The sequence below is a fragment of the Streptomyces sp. NPDC059582 genome (genome assembly GCF_042735715.1).
Lineage (GTDB): Bacteria > Actinomycetota > Actinomycetes > Streptomycetales > Streptomycetaceae > Streptomyces.
Genome location: NZ_JBHWCC010000007.1, coordinates 75,265 through 91,286, shown reverse-complemented (window position 1 = coordinate 91,286; position 16,022 = coordinate 75,265). Strand labels below are relative to the sequence as shown.

The 16,022-nt window shown below is 69.4% G+C and carries 17 protein-coding genes and 1 pseudogene; 15 read left to right on the top strand and 3 right to left on the bottom strand.

The window, feature by feature from the left end; translation table 11 throughout:
* The first annotated feature begins 98 nt into the window (after positions 1 to 98).
* From ACFV0T_RS09040 to ACFV0T_RS08990, 11 genes are all read left to right on the top strand, one after another.
* Positions 99 to 1,424, top strand: a complete 1,326-nt coding sequence (locus ACFV0T_RS09040) for an MraY family glycosyltransferase (RefSeq protein ID WP_385776095.1) — start codon at positions 99 to 101, stop codon at positions 1,422 to 1,424.
* A gap of 302 nt (positions 1,425 to 1,726) precedes the next feature.
* On the top strand, positions 1,727 to 2,185 hold the full coding sequence (locus ACFV0T_RS09035) for a hypothetical protein (protein ID WP_385776093.1): 459 nt from the start codon (positions 1,727 to 1,729) through the stop codon (positions 2,183 to 2,185).
* A gap of 210 nt (positions 2,186 to 2,395) precedes the next feature.
* The gene (gene atpB, locus ACFV0T_RS09030) at positions 2,396 to 3,235 is read left to right on the top strand and encodes a F0F1 ATP synthase subunit A (protein ID WP_385776091.1); all 840 of its coding nucleotides are present in this window, start codon (positions 2,396 to 2,398) and stop codon (positions 3,233 to 3,235) included.
* Between the two features lie 75 nt (positions 3,236 to 3,310).
* Positions 3,311 to 3,541, top strand: a complete 231-nt coding sequence (gene atpE, locus ACFV0T_RS09025) for an ATP synthase F0 subunit C (protein WP_103780068.1) — start codon at positions 3,311 to 3,313, stop codon at positions 3,539 to 3,541.
* Between the two features lie 42 nt (positions 3,542 to 3,583).
* On the top strand, positions 3,584 to 4,132 hold the full coding sequence (locus ACFV0T_RS09020) for a F0F1 ATP synthase subunit B (RefSeq protein WP_385776088.1): 549 nt from the start codon (positions 3,584 to 3,586) through the stop codon (positions 4,130 to 4,132).
* A complete protein-coding gene (locus ACFV0T_RS09015; protein ID WP_385776087.1) occupies positions 4,129 to 4,950 on the top strand; it encodes a F0F1 ATP synthase subunit delta in 822 nt (273 codons plus the stop codon). Before ACFV0T_RS09020 ends, ACFV0T_RS09015 begins: the two co-directional genes overlap by 4 nt.
* 142 nt (positions 4,951 to 5,092) lie before the next feature.
* A complete protein-coding gene (gene atpA / locus ACFV0T_RS09010) occupies positions 5,093 to 6,685 on the top strand; it encodes a F0F1 ATP synthase subunit alpha (protein WP_385776086.1) in 1,593 nt (530 codons plus the stop codon).
* 21 nt (positions 6,686 to 6,706) lie between these two features.
* Positions 6,707 to 7,624 (top strand): F0F1 ATP synthase subunit gamma, encoded by a 918-nt coding sequence (locus tag ACFV0T_RS09005; RefSeq protein WP_385776084.1) that lies wholly within the window; start codon positions 6,707 to 6,709, stop codon positions 7,622 to 7,624.
* On the top strand, positions 7,624 to 9,060 hold the full coding sequence (gene atpD / locus ACFV0T_RS09000) for a F0F1 ATP synthase subunit beta (protein WP_385776082.1): 1,437 nt from the start codon (positions 7,624 to 7,626) through the stop codon (positions 9,058 to 9,060). Before ACFV0T_RS09005 ends, atpD begins: the two co-directional genes overlap by 1 nt.
* 111 nt (positions 9,061 to 9,171) lie before the next feature.
* The gene (locus tag ACFV0T_RS08995; protein ID WP_385776080.1) at positions 9,172 to 9,546 is read left to right on the top strand and encodes a F0F1 ATP synthase subunit epsilon; all 375 of its coding nucleotides are present in this window, start codon (positions 9,172 to 9,174) and stop codon (positions 9,544 to 9,546) included.
* A gap of 162 nt (positions 9,547 to 9,708) precedes the next feature.
* A complete protein-coding gene (locus ACFV0T_RS08990; protein ID WP_385776078.1) occupies positions 9,709 to 10,155 on the top strand; it encodes a DUF2550 domain-containing protein in 447 nt (148 codons plus the stop codon).
* Between the two features lie 72 nt (positions 10,156 to 10,227).
* Here the strand turns inward: ACFV0T_RS08990 and ACFV0T_RS08985 are convergent, their stop codons facing one another.
* The gene (locus ACFV0T_RS08985) at positions 10,228 to 12,060 is read right to left on the bottom strand and encodes a glycosyl hydrolase family 18 protein (protein WP_385776076.1); all 1,833 of its coding nucleotides are present in this window, start codon (positions 12,058 to 12,060) and stop codon (positions 10,228 to 10,230) included.
* 229 nt (positions 12,061 to 12,289) lie between these two features.
* Between ACFV0T_RS08985 and ACFV0T_RS08980 the strand changes: the two genes are divergently transcribed.
* The 4 genes from ACFV0T_RS08980 to ACFV0T_RS08965 are packed head-to-tail and all read left to right on the top strand — an operon-like array spanning position 12,290 to position 15,096.
* Positions 12,290 to 12,985 carry a response regulator transcription factor gene (locus ACFV0T_RS08980; RefSeq protein ID WP_385776074.1) on the top strand — a complete coding sequence of 232 codons (696 nt, stop codon included), beginning with the start codon at positions 12,290 to 12,292 and terminating at the stop codon, positions 12,983 to 12,985.
* Positions 12,982 to 14,445 carry a sensor histidine kinase gene (locus ACFV0T_RS08975; RefSeq protein ID WP_385776072.1) on the top strand — a complete coding sequence of 488 codons (1,464 nt, stop codon included), beginning with the start codon at positions 12,982 to 12,984 and terminating at the stop codon, positions 14,443 to 14,445. Before ACFV0T_RS08980 ends, ACFV0T_RS08975 begins: the two co-directional genes overlap by 4 nt.
* A gap of 49 nt (positions 14,446 to 14,494) precedes the next feature.
* Complete coding sequence (locus ACFV0T_RS08970; protein WP_385776070.1) at positions 14,495 to 14,896, top strand: hypothetical protein; 402 nt, start codon at positions 14,495 to 14,497, stop codon at positions 14,894 to 14,896.
* The gene (locus tag ACFV0T_RS08965; protein ID WP_385776068.1) at positions 14,896 to 15,096 is read left to right on the top strand and encodes a hypothetical protein; all 201 of its coding nucleotides are present in this window, start codon (positions 14,896 to 14,898) and stop codon (positions 15,094 to 15,096) included. The genes ACFV0T_RS08970 and ACFV0T_RS08965 overlap by 1 nt, the downstream gene beginning before the upstream one ends.
* Before the next feature lie 25 nt (positions 15,097 to 15,121).
* On the opposite strand, the gene ACFV0T_RS08960 is transcribed toward ACFV0T_RS08965, so the two are convergent.
* The gene (locus ACFV0T_RS08960; protein ID WP_385776066.1) at positions 15,122 to 15,694 is read right to left on the bottom strand and encodes a cob(I)yrinic acid a,c-diamide adenosyltransferase; all 573 of its coding nucleotides are present in this window, start codon (positions 15,692 to 15,694) and stop codon (positions 15,122 to 15,124) included.
* A gap of 13 nt (positions 15,695 to 15,707) precedes the next feature.
* A pseudogene (locus ACFV0T_RS08955) lies at positions 15,708 to 15,846 on the bottom strand (ABC transporter permease); the annotation flags it as partial.
* Positions 15,847 to 16,022 lie beyond the last annotated feature (176 nt).

Genomic DNA, 16,022 nt, shown 5'->3' with positions numbered 1-16,022 from the left:
CACGTGCAACCATCGTCGCTACCCGGAAGTCCCCAACCGTATGCGGCCCTCGCTAGGGTGTGGGGCTGAGATGGCCAGCGAGACCTGTGGGGAAGCCCGTGCGTGAATACCTGCTGACGCTCTGCATCACGGCCGCGGTGACGTATCTGCTGACCGGGCCGGTGCGGAAGTTCGCGATCGTGGCCGGAGCGATGCCGGAGATCCGGGCACGTGACGTGCACCGGGAACCCACTCCGCGGCTCGGCGGGATCGCGATGTTCTTCGGCCTGTGCGCCGGACTGCTGGTCGCGGACCACCTCACCAACCTCAACGAGGTCTTCGAGAAGTCGAACGAGCCGCGGGCGCTGCTCTCCGGGGCGGCGCTGATCTGGCTGATCGGCGTCCTGGACGACAAGTTCGAGATCGACGCCCTGATCAAGCTGGGCGGCCAGATGATCGCCGCCGGCGTCATGGTCATGCAGGGTCTGACGATCCTGTGGCTGCCGGTGCCGGGTGTCGGCACGGTGGCGCTGACCCAGTGGCAGGGCACCCTGCTGACGGTCGCGCTGGTCGTCATCACCATCAACGCGGTCAACTTCGTCGACGGCCTCGACGGTCTGGCGGCCGGCATGGTGTGCATCGCGGCGGCCGCGTTCTTCATGTACGCCTACCGGATCTGGTACTCGTACGGCATCGAGGCCGCCGCCCCGGCCACGCTGTTCGCGGCGATCCTGATGGGCATGTGCCTGGGCTTCCTGCCGCACAACGCGCATCCCGCCCGGATCTTCATGGGCGACTCGGGCTCGATGCTCATCGGCCTGGTGCTGGCGGCCGGCGCGATCTCCGTCACGGGGCAGGTCGACCCGGACGTGATGAAGCTGTTCTCGGGGTCCGAGCGCAGTGCCGTGCACCAGATGGTGCCGGTCTACATCCCGCTGCTGATGCCGCTGACCATCATCGCGATCCCGGCCGCGGACCTGATCCTGGCCATCGTGCGGCGCACCTGGCGCGGCCAGTCGCCGTTCGCCGCCGACCGCGGTCATCTGCACCACCGGCTGCTGGAGATCGGGCACTCGCACAGCCGCGCGGTGCTGATCATGTACTTCTGGTCGGCGCTGATCGCGTTCGGCGCGCTCGCCTACTCCGTCAACGCGGCGTCCATGTGGATCGTGCTCGGTGTCGTCCTCCTCTGCGCGATCGGCCTGGGGCTGCTTCTGCTGCCCCGCTTCACCCCGCGGGCCCCGCGCTGGGCCGAGCAGTTCGTGCCGCCGCGCTACCGGCGTCGCCGCCGGGTCCTGGAGGTGCCCGAGGCGGAGCCGGCGACGGCCTACGAGGCCGAGGCGCCCGCCGAGGAGGAGCAGCGCGCTCCGGTCGCGGCCGGAATGTCCGGAGTGTCAGGGGTCAACGGGGCGACCGCCATCGGCCCCCGCTCCCGCCTCCGTTGACGGCCCAAGGTAAGAATCTGACTAGAGCATTGCCAACTCGTGGGGGAGCAAACTGCTCCAATACCAGACATGTTGGCCCTGTTTTTGCACAGACGCGCACTGTCACTCTCATGTGTGACAGCAAGCACACCTACCAGGTAAAGACCTCATCAAATAGTTTGTGATACTGTTCACGAGAACCCGGGATGGGGCCGAAGGACCGTAGTGAGACGGTTCCTTGGCGCGAGGTCACCTCCACTCGGCCCGGGACTACGCTCGTCCATGACGACACCCCTTCCCCCTTTGAAAGCGGAGTTGCCGCCATGCCGTCCAACGACGTCCGGATCCTGGCTCAGGCTGCTGTGCCCACAGCTGCCGTCGGCGCGATCGCCGCCGTCGTCAGCGGCGTGGTCGCGGGTGGCAAGGGTGCGGTCGGGGCGATCGTGGCGACGCTGATCGTGATCCTCTTCATGGGAATCGGGCTCTACGTCCTGCAGCGCACTGCCAAATCGCTTCCGCACCTGTTCCAGGCGATGGGTCTGATGCTCTACGCGGCACAGATCCTGCTGCTGTTCATCTTCGTCGCGGCCTTCAAGCACACGACGCTGTTCCACCCCAGGGCTTTCGCGCTCACGCTCGTCGCCGGCACCCTCACCTGGATCGCCGCGCAGACGCGTGCGCACATGAAGTCCAAGATCCTCTACGTCGAACCCGATTCGACCGCCTCCACGACCGCCTCCTCGAAGGGTGACAAGCCCGAAAAGCCGGGGCACTCGTCGTGAGGGGTAGGGCCGGGATAAAGCTGCATGAGAGATCCTGCTATCGTCCGGTGCCAACTGCGGCATCGCGGGCGCGGGCATCCGAGCTGACGCCTGCTCAATCGCGAGGCGAGATGCCCCTCAGCCGCCCCCACATCCGTAACACCAGTCCCGTGCCGAACTGCGGCCCCGCGCCGCGCCGACACAACGAGGTTGCCGTACCTATGCGCCACGATGAAGGAGCCCGCGGTGAGTGCTGACCCGACGCAGACGCTCGCTTTCGACACGAGCTGCCACCTGTTCGACGGGTGCGGCTTCCCGGCTCCGGGCCTGCACTCGTTCATGTTCGAGCCGCTCTGGGGCGACGCCGACGGCAACGGCCTCTACTTCAACAAGCCGATGCTGCTGGCCCTGCTGGGTTCCATCATCGTGGTGGGCTTCTTCTGGGCCGCGTTCGCCAAGCCGAAGCTCGTCCCGGGCAAGCTCCAGATGATCGCCGAGGCGGGGTACGACTTCGTCCGGACCGGCATCGTCTACCAGACGATCGGCAAGCGCGAAGGTGAGAAGTACGTACCGCTCGCCGTCTCGCTGTTCTTCTTCATCTGGATGATGAACCTCTGGTCGATCGTCCCGGTCGCCTCTTTCCCGGTGACCTCGATCATCGCCTACCCGGCGGTGCTCGCGCTGATCGTCTACATCACCTGGGTGTCCCTGACGTTCAAGCGCCACGGCTTCGTCGGCTTCTTCAAGAACGTCACCGGATACGACAAGTCGCTCGGTGCGGTGCTGCCGCTGTCGATGACCATCGAGTTCTTCTCGAACCTGCTGGTCCGCCCGTTCACGCACGCCGTCCGACTGTTCGCGAACATGTTCGCCGGTCACACCCTGCTGCTGCTCTTCACGATCGCCAGCTGGTACATGCTGAACGGCATCGGCATCGCGTACTCGGGTGTCTCGTTCGTGATGGTCATCGTGATGACCGCCTTCGAGCTCTTCATCCAGGCTGTTCAGGCGTACGTCTTCGTCCTCCTGACCTGCACCTTCATCCAGGGCGCGCTCGCCGAGCACCACTGAGCAGGCCCCTCCCTCACCCAAGAGACAACCGGTGGCCAACCCCCACCGGTCACTGAAAGAGAAGGAAGAACCGGCATGTCCGCTCTCCAGACCCTCGCTGCGGTTGACGGCAACCTCGGCTCCATCGGTTACGGCCTCGCCGCGATCGGCCCGGGCGTCGGCGTCGGCATCATCTTCGGTAACGGCACCCAGGCCCTGGCCCGCCAGCCCGAGGCGGCCGGCCTGATCCGCGCCAACCAGATCCTCGGCTTCGCTTTCTGTGAGGCGCTGGCCCTCATCGGCCTCGTCATGCCGTTCGTCTACTAAGACGAACGACAGCGACAGCCCCATTCGACGAAAGGCACTGATGTGAACCCCCTGGTTCAGCTGGCGGCCGAGGCGGAGAAGGAGAACCCCCTCATTCCGCCGTGGCCGGAGCTCGTCATCGGCCTGATCGCCTTCGTCATCGTCTTCGGCTTCCTCGCCAAGAAGCTCCTTCCGACCATCAACAAGGTCCTGGAAGAGCGTCGCGAGGCCATCGAGGGCGGTATCGAGAAGGCCGAGGCCGCACAGACCGAGGCCCAGAGCGTCCTTGAGCAGTACAAGGCCCAGCTCGCCGAGGCCCGCCACGAGGCCGCGCGGCTGCGCCAGGAGGCGCAGGAGCAGGGCGCCACGCTCATCGCCGAGATGCGCGCGGAAGGCCAGCGGCAGCGCGAGGAGATCGTCGCCGCCGGTCACACCCAGATCGAGGCCGACCGCAAGGCCGCCGCTGCCGCGCTGCGGCAGGACGTCGGCAAGATCGCCACCGACCTGGCCGGCAAGCTGGTCGGCGAGTCCCTCGAGGACCACGCCCGCCAGAGCCGTGTGATCGACCGCTTCCTCGACGAGCTCGACGAGAAGGCCGAGGCGGCTCGATGACAGCACACGGAGCGAGCCGCGAGGCGTTCGCAGCTGCCCGTGAGCGTCTCGACGCGCTGACGGACTCCACGTCCGTGGACCCCGTCCGGCTCGCCGACGAGCTGGCCGCCGTCACCGCGCTGCTCGACCGCGAGGTGTCGCTGCGTCGGGTCCTCACCGACCCGGCGCAGGCCGGTGAGGCCAAGGCCGAGCTGGTCCAGCGCCTGCTCGGCAGCCAGGTCAGCGGCCCGACCGCCGATCTGGTGGCCGGCACGGTGCGCTCCCGCTGGTCGCAGCCCCGCGACCTGGTGGACGTGCTGGAGGAGCTGGCGAGCATCGCCGACCTCACCGCGGCGGAGAAGGCGGACACGCTCGACGACGTCGAGGACGAGCTGTTCCGGTTCAGCCGGATCGTCTCCTCGAACACCGAGCTGCGGGCCGCGCTGACCGACCGCAAGGCCACCACCTCGGCCAAGGACGAGCTGCTGCACCGGCTGCTCGACGGCCGGGCGAAGGCGACCACCGAGCGTCTGGTGACGCGCCTGGTGACCGCGCCGCGGGGACGTAGCCTGGAGGCGGGACTGGAGTCCCTGTCCAAGCTCGCCGCCGAGCGCCGGGACCGCGCGGTCGCTGTCGTGACCTCGGCGGTACCGCTGAGCGACACGCAGAAGCAGCGCCTGGGCGCCGCCCTCGCGAAGCTCTACGGCCGCAGGATGCACCTCAACCTGGACGTGGACCCCGAGGTCCTCGGCGGGATGCGGGTACAGGTCGGCGACGAGATCATCAACGGTTCGCTCGCGGACCGCATCGAGGAAGCCGGCCGCCGACTGGCGAGCTAGCTGCCCCGCCGCAACTCAATACGCAGTACGTAAGCAATTACGGCCCTGGTTGGGCCGTGCAGAGGATTCACCTCTTTCAGGGGGGAGTCCCCATCCCCCCAAAGTGAAACTTCGGGCCCAACAAGGAGAGCAGGGAACCCAGATGGCGGAGCTCACGATCCGGCCGGAGGAGATCCGGGACGCGCTGGAGAACTTCGTCCAGTCGTACAAGCCGGACGCGGCCTCGCGCGAGGAGGTCGGTACGGTCACCCTTGCCGGCGACGGCATCGCGAAGGTCGAGGGGCTTCCCTCGGCCATGGCCAACGAACTGCTGAAGTTCGAGGACGGCACCCTCGGACTCGCGCTCAACCTGGAAGAGCGCGAGATCGGTGCGGTCGTCCTCGGCGAGTTCAGCGGTATCGAAGAGGGCCAGCCGGTGCACCGCACCGGTGAGGTGCTGTCCGTCGCCGTGGGCGAGGGCTACCTCGGCCGCGTCGTCGACCCGCTCGGTAACCCGATCGACGGCCTCGGCGAGATCGAGACGTCCGGCCGCCGCGCCCTGGAGCTTCAGGCTCCGGGCGTCATGGCCCGTAAGTCGGTGCACGAGCCGATGGAGACCGGCTACAAGGCCGTCGACGCGATGACCCCGGTCGGCCGCGGCCAGCGTCAGCTGATCATCGGTGACCGCCAGACCGGCAAGACCGCCCTGGCCGTCGACACGATCATCAACCAGCGCGACAACTGGCGCTCGGGCGACACGAACAAGCAGGTCCGCTGCGTCTACGTCGCCATCGGCCAGAAGGGCTCGACCATCGCCTCCGTGCGTGGCGCCCTCGAAGAGGCCGGCGCGCTGGAGTACACGACCATCGTCGCCGCCCCGGCGTCCGACCCGGCCGGCTTCAAGTACCTGGCGCCGTACACCGGCTCGGCCATCGGTCAGCAGTGGATGTACGAGGGCAAGCACGTCCTCATCATCTTCGACGACCTGTCCAAGCAGGCCGACGCCTACCGCGCCGTGTCCCTGCTGCTGCGCCGTCCGCCGGGGCGCGAGGCCTACCCCGGTGACGTCTTCTACCTGCACTCCCGTCTGCTCGAGCGCTGCGCGAAGCTCTCGGACGACATGGGCGCCGGTTCGATGACGGGTCTGCCGATCGTCGAGACGAAGGCCAACGACGTCTCGGCGTTCATCCCGACCAACGTCATCTCCATCACCGACGGCCAGTGCTTCCTGGAGTCGGACCTGTTCAACGCCGGTCAGCGCCCCGCGCTGAACGTCGGTATCTCCGTCTCCCGAGTCGGTGGTTCCGCGCAGCACAAGGCGATGAAGCAGGTTTCCGGCCGCCTCCGTCTGGACCTCGCCCAGTACCGTGAGCTGGAGGCGTTCGCCGCCTTCGGTTCCGACCTGGACGCCGCGTCGAAGTCCCAGCTGGAGCGCGGTCAGCGCCTGGTCGAGCTGCTCAAGCAGGCTCAGTACCAGCCGATGGCCACCGAGGACCAGGTCGTCTCCGTGTGGGCCGGTACCACCGGCAAGATGGACGACGTCCCGGTCACCGACATCCGCCGCTTCGAGAAGGAGCTGCTGGAGTACCTGCACCGCAAGGAGCAGGGCCTCATGACCTCCATCAAGGAGGGCGGCAAGATGTCGGACGACACGCTCACCGCCATCGCCGACGCGATCGCGGAGTTCAAGAAGCAGTTCGAGACCTCCGACGGCAAGCTGCTCGGCGAGGACGCTCCGGCCGCTGCCGCCAAGTGACGTAAGGAAGGGACCTGACTCATGGGAGCCCAGCTCCGGGTCTACAAGCGTCGCATCCGATCCGTCACCGCGACCAAGAAGATCACCAAGGCGATGGAGATGATCGCCGCCTCGCGCGTCGTCAAGGCGCAGCGCAAGGTGGCGGCCTCCGCGCCGTACGCGACCGAGCTCACCCGCGCGGTCACGGCGGTCGGTACCGGCTCGAACACGAAGCACCCGCTGACCACCCAGGCCGAGACGGTCGTGCGGTCCGCGGTGCTGCTCCTGACGAGCGACCGTGGTCTCGCAGGCGCGTTCAACTCCAACGCCATCAAGGCCGCGGAGAAGCTGACCGAGCGCCTCGAGTCCGAGGGCAAGCAGGTCGACACGTACATCGTCGGCCGGCGCGGTCTCGCCCACTACCACTTCCGTGAGCGCAAGGTCTCGGAGTCGTGGACGGGCTTCACCGACGAGCCCTCGTACGCGGACGCCAAGAAGGTCGCGGCTCCGCTCATCGAGGCGATCGAGCAGGACACGGCGGACGGCGGAGTGGACGAACTCCACATCGTCTTCACCGAGTTCGTCTCGATGATGACGCAGACGGCGCTCGACGACCGTCTGCTGCCGCTCAGCCTCGACGAGGTCGCCCGGGAGGCGGCGCCCCAGGGCGAGATCCTCCCGCTGTACGACTTCGAGCCCTCGGCGGAGGACGTCCTCGACGCCCTGCTGCCGCGGTACGTCGAGAGCCGTATCTACAACGCGCTGCTCCAGTCGGCTGCCTCCAAGCACGCCGCCACGCGCCGCGCGATGAAGTCGGCGACCGACAACGCGGGAGATCTGATCAACACGCTCTCCCGTCTTGCCAACGCGGCCCGCCAGGCCGAAATCACCCAGGAAATCAGCGAGATCGTCGGTGGCGCCAGCGCCCTTGCCGACGCGACCGCGGGGAGTGACAAGTAATGACGACGACTTCTGAGACGGCCGTTGCCACGGGCCGCGTCGCCCGGGTCATCGGCCCGGTCGTCGACGTGGAGTTCCCCGTCGACGCGATGCCGGAGATCTACAACGCCCTTCACGTCACGGTGGCCGACCCGGCCAACGCCGGCGACAAGAAGGTCCTGACCCTGGAGGTCGCCCAGCACCTGGGTGACGGCCTGGTCCGCACCATCTCGATGCAGCCCACCGACGGTCTGGTCCGCCAGGCCCCGGTCACCGACACCGGCACGGGCATCACCGTCCCGGTCGGCGACTTCACCAAGGGCAAGGTGTTCAACACCCTCGGTGAGGTGCTGAACGTCGACGAGAAGTACGACGGCGAGCGCTGGTCCATCCACCGCAAGGCCCCGCGCTTCGACGAGCTCGAGTCGAAGACCGAGATGTTCGAGACCGGCGTCAAGGTCATCGACCTTCTCACCCCGTACGTCAAGGGTGGAAAGATCGGTCTGTTCGGTGGTGCCGGCGTCGGCAAGACGGTGCTCATCCAGGAGATGATCTACCGCGTCGCCAACAACCACGACGGTGTCTCCGTGTTCGCCGGTGTCGGCGAGCGCACGCGTGAGGGCAACGACCTCATCGAGGAGATGGCGGACTCGGGCGTCATCGACAAGACCGCCCTGGTCTTCGGCCAGATGGACGAGCCCCCGGGCACCCGTCTGCGCGTGGCCCTCGCGGGTCTGACCATGGCGGAGTACTTCCGCGATGTGCAGAAGCAGGACGTGCTGTTCTTCATCGACAACATCTTCCGCTTCACCCAGGCCGGTTCCGAGGTCTCGACCCTGCTCGGCCGGATGCCCTCCGCGGTGGGTTACCAGCCGAACCTGGCCGACGAGATGGGTCTCCTCCAGGAGCGCATCACCTCGACCCGCGGTCACTCGATCACCTCGATGCAGGCGATCTACGTCCCCGCGGACGACCTGACCGACCCGGCCCCGGCCACCACGTTCGCCCACCTCGACGCGACGACGGTTCTGTCCCGTCCGATCTCCGAGAAGGGCATCTACCCGGCCGTGGACCCGCTGGACTCCACGTCCCGCATCCTCGACCCGCGCTACATCGCGGCGGATCACTACAACACCGCGATGCGTGTCAAGACGGTCCTCCAGAAGTACAAGGACCTCCAGGACATCATCGCGATCCTCGGTATCGACGAGCTCGGCGAGGAGGACAAGCTCGTCGTCCACCGTGCCCGTCGCGTGGAGCGCTTCCTGTCCCAGAACACCCACGTCGCCAAGCAGTTCACCGGCGTCGACGGGTCGGACGTCCCGCTGGACGAGTCGATCGTGGCCTTCAACGCGATCATCGACGGCGAGTACGACCACTTCCCGGAGCAGGCGTTCTTCCTGTGCGGTGGCATTGAGGACCTCAAGGCCAACGCCAAGGAGCTGGGCGTCTCCTGAGCCTCGCGCTCTTGCGGAGGGGGCGGGCGCGTCCCGCCCCCTCTGTCACGCCCACTAGACTTGTAACCAACACCCGGCACAACCGCCGGGTGGTGACCCGAGGAGCCAACCTTGGCTGCTGAGCTGCACGTCGCGCTGGTCGCGGCCGACCGAGAGGTCTGGTCCGGCGAGGCCACCCTGGTCGTCGCGCGCACCACGTCCGGCGACATCGGCGTCATGCCCGGTCACCAGCCGCTGCTCGGTGTGCTGGAGTCGGGCCCGGTGACCATCCGTACGAGTGATGGTGCGACGGTCGTCGCCGCGGTGCACGGCGGTTTCATCTCGTTCGCCGACAACAAGCTGTCGCTGCTGGCCGAGATCGCCGAGCTGTCGGACGAGATCGACGTCCAGCGCGCGGAGCGCGAGCTCGAGCGCGCGAAGGCGGAGGGCGACGCCTCCGCCGAGCGCCGTGCCGACGTACGACTGCGTGCGGCGGCGGGGCGCTGAGACTGGAGGCACTTCCCAGGGCCCTCGCGGCGCTGGGGAGCGCCGAGCGATGACGTCACTCAGCCGCGGCTGGGACCGGAGCGATCCGGTGCCGGTCGCGGCTGAGGCAGATATGGATGTTTTTTCCGTTCCGTTATCTAGGAGACGAGGAGGTCGGTGCCGATGGTCCTCGCTCTGACTGTGTGCGGAATCGTCGTCGCCCTCGTGGTGGTGGGGCTGTTCGTCTTCGGACTGCGGCGCAGACTCATCCAGCGCTCGGGCGGCACCTTCGACTGCAGCCTGCGCTGGGACGTCCCCGAGAAGCCCGACACCAGCGGCAAGGGCTGGAGCTACGGCGTCGCCCGCTACAACGGCGACCGCATCGAGTGGTACCGGGTCTTCTCCTACGCGCCCCGTCCGCGCCGTGTCCTGGAGCGGGCGTCGATCGAGGTGGCCGGACGCCGGCTGCCCGACGGCGAGGAGGAGCTGGCACTGCTGTCCGACTCGGTGATCCTCACCTGCATGCACCGGGGCACGCGGCTGGAACTCGCGATGAGCGACGACGCGCTGACCGGTTTCCTCGCCTGGCTGGAGGCGGCCCCGCCCGGCCAGCGGGTGAACGTGGCCTGACCCCCGCACGCAAGGCGCCGCGGACAGACCCGGAGGTCCGCCCGCGGCGGTTGTGGGGGGTGGACGAGGGGGTCAGCTCAGGCCGGTGTTGATGGCGCTGACGAGCTCGCCGTTGCTGGTGTCGCCACTGAACTCCCAGAAGAACGCGCCGCCCAGACCCTGGCTCTTGGCCCACGCCATCTTCGTGCCGATGGTGGTGGGAGTGTCGTAGGACCACCAGTTGCTGCCGCAGTGCGCGTACGCCGTGCCGGCGATGGTGCCGGTGACGGGGCAGCTGGTCTTGAGGACCTTGTAGTCCTCGTTGCCCGGCTCGTACGTGCCCGCCGCGGGCCCGGTCGCCGTGCCGCCCGGGGCGTCCTGGGTGACACCGGTCCAGCCGCGGCCGTAGAAGCCGATGCCGATGAGCAGCTTGCTCGCGGGCACGCCCTTCGACCTGAACTTCGCGATCGCGTCGGCCGTGGTGAACCCGGCCTGCGGGATGCCGTTGTAGGTGGTGAGCGGGGAGTGCGGGGCGGTCGGGCCGTCCGCGTCGAAGGCGCCGAAGAAGTCGTACGTCATCACGTTGTACCAGTCGACGTACTGCGCGGCGCCCGCGTAGTCGGCGGCGTCGATCTTTCCGCCCGAGGTGCCGTCGGCCGTGGTGGCCGCGGTGACCAGGTTGTTCGCGCCGAACTTGGCGCGCAGGGCACCCATCAGGTTCTTGTAGGCCGCGGCGCCGCTGGTGTCGCAGGTCAGACCGCAGGCGTTCGGGTACTCCCAGTCGATGTCGATGCCGTCGAAGACGTCGGCCCAGCGCGGGTCCTCGACCAGGTTGTAGCAGGACTGCGCGAAGGCGGCCGGGTTGGCGGCGGCCTGGGCGAATCCGCCGGACCAGGTCCAGCCGCCGAAGGACCAGAGGATCTTGATGTTCGGGTACTTGGCCTTCAGCTGACGCAGCTGGTTGAAGTTGCCGCGCAGCGGCTGGTCCCAGGTGTCGGCGACGCCGCTGACCGACTGGTCGGCGGTGAAGGCCTTGTCGTAGTCGGCGTAGGAGTCACCGATCGCGCACTGCCCGTTGGTGACGTTGCCGAAGGCGTAGTTGATGTGGGTGATCTTGGCGGCCGAGCCCGACGTCACCAGGTTCTTGACGTTGTAGTTGCGGCCGTAGATGCCCCACTCGGTGAAGTAGCCGAGCTTGACGTTCTTGCCGGTGGGCGGCGGGGTGGTGCCGCCGGTGGTGTGCACCGGGACCGAGCCGCTGACCGGGCCGGTCTGGTCCGCCGTGTCACGGGCCTGCACGGTGTACGAGTAGTCGGTGCCGGCGGTCAGACCGGTGTCGGTGTACGACGTCGTGGTCACGGTGGCGACCTTGGTGCCGCCGCGCAGGACGTCGTAGTTCTTGACGCCCTTGTCGTCGGTGGCCGCGCTCCAGGAGAGCTTCACCGAGGTCTCGGTGATCGCCGAGGCGGTGGGCGTGCCGGGCACGGAGGGCGGGTTGTCGCCGGGGACGCTCGGGCCGCCGTCGCAACTGCCGCCGTTGAGCTTGCAGTTGGAGGGCGCTCCGGAACCGGCGCCGTTGAAGCCGAAGGAGACGGAGGCGCCGGCGGCGAGGCTCCCGTTGTAGGACTTGTTCTTGGCGGTCCAGTGGGTGCCGGAGGACGTGACGTCGGCGTCCCAGGCGGACGTGACGGACGTACCGGAGGGGAAGTCCCACTCGATCGTCCAGGAGCTGAGGGCCGTGGTGCCGGTGTTCTTCACCGTCCACTTGCCTTCGAAGCCGGTGCCCCAGTCGGAGCCCTTGGTGTAGGTGGCGGTGGCTGACGTGGCTTCGGCCGCGGCCTGCGCGGGGCTGGTGAGACCGGCCAGGCCGGCCAGCGGGAGCAGCAGGGTGGCGATCCCTGCCGCGGCTCTGTGCCTGAAGCGCATGGTGCGCCTCCTCGGGGGTGTAGGGGGCGTGACTGAGCCTTCGCGCCCACAGTGCCGCGAGAATAGAAAGGTCTGGACCATAGGTCAATAGGTCTGGACCACTATGGCGTTACCCCGATGGATCGCCAACTCCTGTGCGACGATGGCCGTTTGTGCCTCGCAGTGCAACCCCTGCGCCGGATGACCCCGCGCCACGGCCGGCTCCGGAGGAGCGCCGTACGCTGACCGCATGAGTGACATAGCCCGCCCCGGGGCGGTGCTGGTGGTGGACGACGATCCGGCCATCCGGCGTTCGCTGGAGCGCGGGCTGCGGCTGAGCGGCTTCCGCGTACGGACGGCGGACGGCGGGCGCGCGGCTCTGGACGCGATCCGCGAGGCGCAGCCCGACGTGCTCGTCCTCGATGTGTCGATGCCCGGGATGAGCGGCATCGAGGTGTGCGCACGGCTGCGCGACGACGGCCAGGACCTCCCCGTGCTCATGCTCTCGGCGCTGGACGAGACCGCCGACCGCATAGCCGGGCTCCAGGCGGGCGGGGACGACTATCTGGTGAAGCCGTTCGCGCTGCAGGAACTGGTACTGCGGTTGAGGGCGCTGCTGCGGCGCAGGCCGCCGACGGGGGAGGCGCTGCGGGTGGCGGGACTGGTGATCGACCCGGCGGCCCGTACGGCGCTGCGGGACGGGCGGCCCCTGGAACTGACCCGGCGCGAGTTCGAACTCCTGGAGGTGCTCGCCCGCAACGCCGGACTCGTCCTCACCCGCGACCAGCTCATCGAGCGGGTCTGGGGCTACGACTTCGACGTGCGCACCGACACCGTCGACACCTTCGTCAGCTATCTGCGGCGCAAGCTGGAGGCGGGCGGCAGGCGACGGCTGGTGCACACCGTGCGCGGGGTGGGGTTCGTCCTGCGGGACGAGCCGTCATGAGGCTGTCGACCAGGATCGGGCTCGCGGTCGGGGTGACCGTGCCGCTGCTGGTGCTGGCCTCCGGCTGGCTGCTGCTCCAACTGGTCTCCCGCGATCTGCACAGCGCCGAGGACGAGCATCTGCGGGAGCGGGCCGCGGCTGTCACCCCGGACGCCCGGGCCCTGCTGCGCGCCTCCTCCGCCGACCGGCCCAAGGCGGCCGACACCCGGGAGCGGCGGCTGTACAGCGCGGTCCTCGACGTAGGTGTGCGGGTCGTGGGACCGGACGGCAGCTTCAGCGGAGGGCCGCAGCCGGATGCCTCGGTCCCGCTGCCGAACCGGACGTCGGGACCGGTCACCGTTCGTTCCCGCGGCACCAGTTGGCGTGCGCTCTCGGTGCCGATCACCACCGCGCGCGGCTCGGGCACCCTGTGGGTCTTCTCGCCCGACGCGGCCGACCAGACCCAGCTCCGGCTCGTCAGGCGCCGCGTGGCCGTGACGACCCTGCTGGCCGCGCCGCTGTCCGGCCTGCTCGCCTGGGGCATCGCCACCGGCGCCACCGGACCGCTCCGGCGCCTGGGCCGCCGTACCGCCGGACTCGACCCGCGCACCAGTACCGCCCGGCCGCCCGACGAGCCCACCGGGGTCACCGAGGTCGACGAACTCGCGGCCACCCTGCGCACGGTCCTCGCCCGTTACGACGAGCAGGCCGCCCGCACCGCCGAGGCACTCGACACGGCCCGCTCGTTCTCGGCGGCGGCCTCCCACGAACTGCGCACGCCGCTCATGAGCATGGGCACCAACCTCGACATCCTCACCGACCACCCGGAGCTTCCCGAGCCGGACCGCACGGAGGTCCTGGCCGACCTGCGCGGCGAACACGCCCGGCTGCTGGGCCTGCTCGTGATGCTGCGGGAGCTGGGCCGCGGGGATCTCGTGGAGGCGGAGGCCCTGCGGACCGTGGACGTGACGGAGGCGGCGGACGCCTCGGTGGCGGAGGCGCGGCGGCGGGCCCCCGACGCGCGGATCACCCTGGACGCGGTCCCGGGGCTGACCGTCCACGGCTGGGAGCCGGGTGTCCGCCTCCTCCTCGACAACCTCGTGGCCAACGCGCTGGCCCACGGGCGGGACCCGCAGGGCCGGGCGACGGTGGCGGTCGGGGTGCGGCGCGCGGGACACCAGGTCGTGCTCACGGTCGACGACCGGGGGCCGGGGGTGCCCCCCGAGGCCCGCTCCCGCGTCTTCGCACGTTTCGAACGAGGTCCCGGCAGCTCGGGCTCCGGACTCGGTCTGACCCTGGTGGCCCAGCAGGCCGCGCTGCACCGGGGGAGCGTGACGGTGACGCAGGGGCCGTCCGGCGGGGGCGCCCGCTTCGAGGTACGGCTGCCGTCGACCGGCGGAGACCTGCCCGGGCGCCGGGACTGGCTGATCGGCACAGTTGGGGCGAACCGGTCACAGAGTTTCCCCAAGGAAGCTTCCTAGCCTCCGACGCGTCGGACGGACGAGGGTCCGTCCGGGAACGGAGGACGAGATGCACGCACGGGGAAGGCGTCTGTTCGTCGGGTTCGCCACGGCGGCCCTGCTGGTGGGCGGTACGACGGCGGCCACCGCCGAGGGCACCCCCGCGCCGACACCGACGGGTGACGGCGCCCGGGCGCTCTGCAAGCGGCTGCCGAAGATCGACGACCGGATCGACCGGGTCCTGACGCGGCTGAACGCCGGCGTCGACACCCGCGGCTCGATCGCCCGCCTGCAGAAGCGCGTGGACAACGCGAAGGCGGCCGGGCACGACGAGATCGAGACGTACCTCCAGGACCGGCTCACCTTCCGAAAGTCCCTGGTGTCGACGCTCCGGCAGCGCCAGAAGGACCTGGCCGGCGTGAAGACGTGGTGCCAGGCCGACGGCAACGGCAACGACGCGGGGCGGAGCTGATGCGCCGGACGGTCATGGCGGCGGCCGTCGCCGCCCTGCTGGCGGGCGTGACCCTGGGCTGCGCCCCGGACGGCGGCACGGCGCGGAAGTCACCCGCCGCTCCCTCCGGCTACACCGAGATGCAGAAGAAGGTGGACGCCGCCGAGTCGGCGCTCGCGCGGGCGGACGAGGACGCAGCGCAGGACGACGCGGACCGCTGAGCGCGGGGGCCGGGGGCGCTGCCGGTCAGCGCTCCCCGCCCGGCACCCACAGCACGTCGCCCACGTCCTTGTTCGCCGTGCGCGCCAGGATGAAGAGCAGGTCCGACAGCCGGTTGAGGTAGGTCGCGGTGAGCGGGTTCATCGCCTCGCCGTGCACCTCCAGGGCGGCCCACGTCGAGCGCTCGGCCCGCCGGACGACCGTGCAGGCCTGGTGCAGCAGGGCCGCGCCCGCGGTGCCCCCCGGCAGGATGAACGACCGCAGCTTCTCCAGCTCCGCGTTGAAGGCGTCGCAGTCCGCCTCCAGCTTGTCGACGTAGAACTGCTCCACCCGCAGCGGCGGGAACTCGGGGTTCTCCGTCACCGGCGTCGACAGGTCCGCGCCCACGTCGAACAGATCGTTCTGGACCCGGGTGAGGACCTTGACGATCCGCTCGTCCAGGCCGCCGAGGGCGATCGCCGTGCCGATGACCGCGTTCGCCTCGTTGGCGTCGGCGTACGCCGAGATCCGCAGGTCCGTCTTGGCGACCCGGCTCATGTCGCCGAGGGCGGTGCTGCCGTTGTCGCCGGTCCTGGTGTAGATGCGCGTCAGATTGACCATGCGGCCAGCCTAGTTATGCCCCGGCGGTTCGGAACACGCGTGTGCTCACGGTCACGGCGAGCGCGGCGAAGCCGACGGCGACCAGGAGGCCGTGGAGCATGTGCGCGGAGGTGTGCGTGCGTGCCGAGGCGGGCGTCGCGCACCGCGTCCACCGGACAGCAACGGCACGAAGTGCACGGCACGTCCAGCCGGCCCGGCGCGAGGTCCGTGGGACCGCTCCACGGGCGTGGTGGCGGGCCAGGGCCGCCCCGCCGCTCTCTCCTTCGTGCGTCGGGCAGCTCTCGCGCCGGGTGCCCGGCGGTGACGCGGGGGAGCCGGGCCGCCAGGA

Coding starts and splice junctions, on each gene's coding strand:
- ACFV0T_RS09035 (WP_385776093.1), top strand. CDS start 1,727: ATGCCGTCCAACGACGTCCGGATCCTGGCTCAGGCTGCTGTGCCCACA.
- atpB (WP_385776091.1), top strand. CDS start 2,396: ATGAAGGAGCCCGCGGTGAGTGCTGACCCGACGCAGACGCTCGCTTTC.
- atpE (WP_103780068.1), top strand. CDS start 3,311: ATGTCCGCTCTCCAGACCCTCGCTGCGGTTGACGGCAACCTCGGCTCC.
- ACFV0T_RS09015 (WP_385776087.1), top strand. CDS start 4,129: ATGACAGCACACGGAGCGAGCCGCGAGGCGTTCGCAGCTGCCCGTGAG.
- atpA (WP_385776086.1), top strand. CDS start 5,093: ATGGCGGAGCTCACGATCCGGCCGGAGGAGATCCGGGACGCGCTGGAG.
- ACFV0T_RS09005 (WP_385776084.1), top strand. CDS start 6,707: ATGGGAGCCCAGCTCCGGGTCTACAAGCGTCGCATCCGATCCGTCACC.
- atpD (WP_385776082.1), top strand. CDS start 7,624: ATGACGACGACTTCTGAGACGGCCGTTGCCACGGGCCGCGTCGCCCGG.
- ACFV0T_RS08990 (WP_385776078.1), top strand. CDS start 9,709: ATGGTCCTCGCTCTGACTGTGTGCGGAATCGTCGTCGCCCTCGTGGTG.
- ACFV0T_RS08985 (WP_385776076.1), bottom strand. CDS start 12,060: ATGCGCTTCAGGCACAGAGCCGCGGCAGGGATCGCCACCCTGCTGCTC.
- ACFV0T_RS08980 (WP_385776074.1), top strand. CDS start 12,290: ATGAGTGACATAGCCCGCCCCGGGGCGGTGCTGGTGGTGGACGACGAT.
- ACFV0T_RS08975 (WP_385776072.1), top strand. CDS start 12,982: ATGAGGCTGTCGACCAGGATCGGGCTCGCGGTCGGGGTGACCGTGCCG.
- ACFV0T_RS08970 (WP_385776070.1), top strand. CDS start 14,495: ATGCACGCACGGGGAAGGCGTCTGTTCGTCGGGTTCGCCACGGCGGCC.
- ACFV0T_RS08965 (WP_385776068.1), top strand. CDS start 14,896: ATGCGCCGGACGGTCATGGCGGCGGCCGTCGCCGCCCTGCTGGCGGGC.
- ACFV0T_RS08960 (WP_385776066.1), bottom strand. CDS start 15,694: ATGGTCAATCTGACGCGCATCTACACCAGGACCGGCGACAACGGCAGC.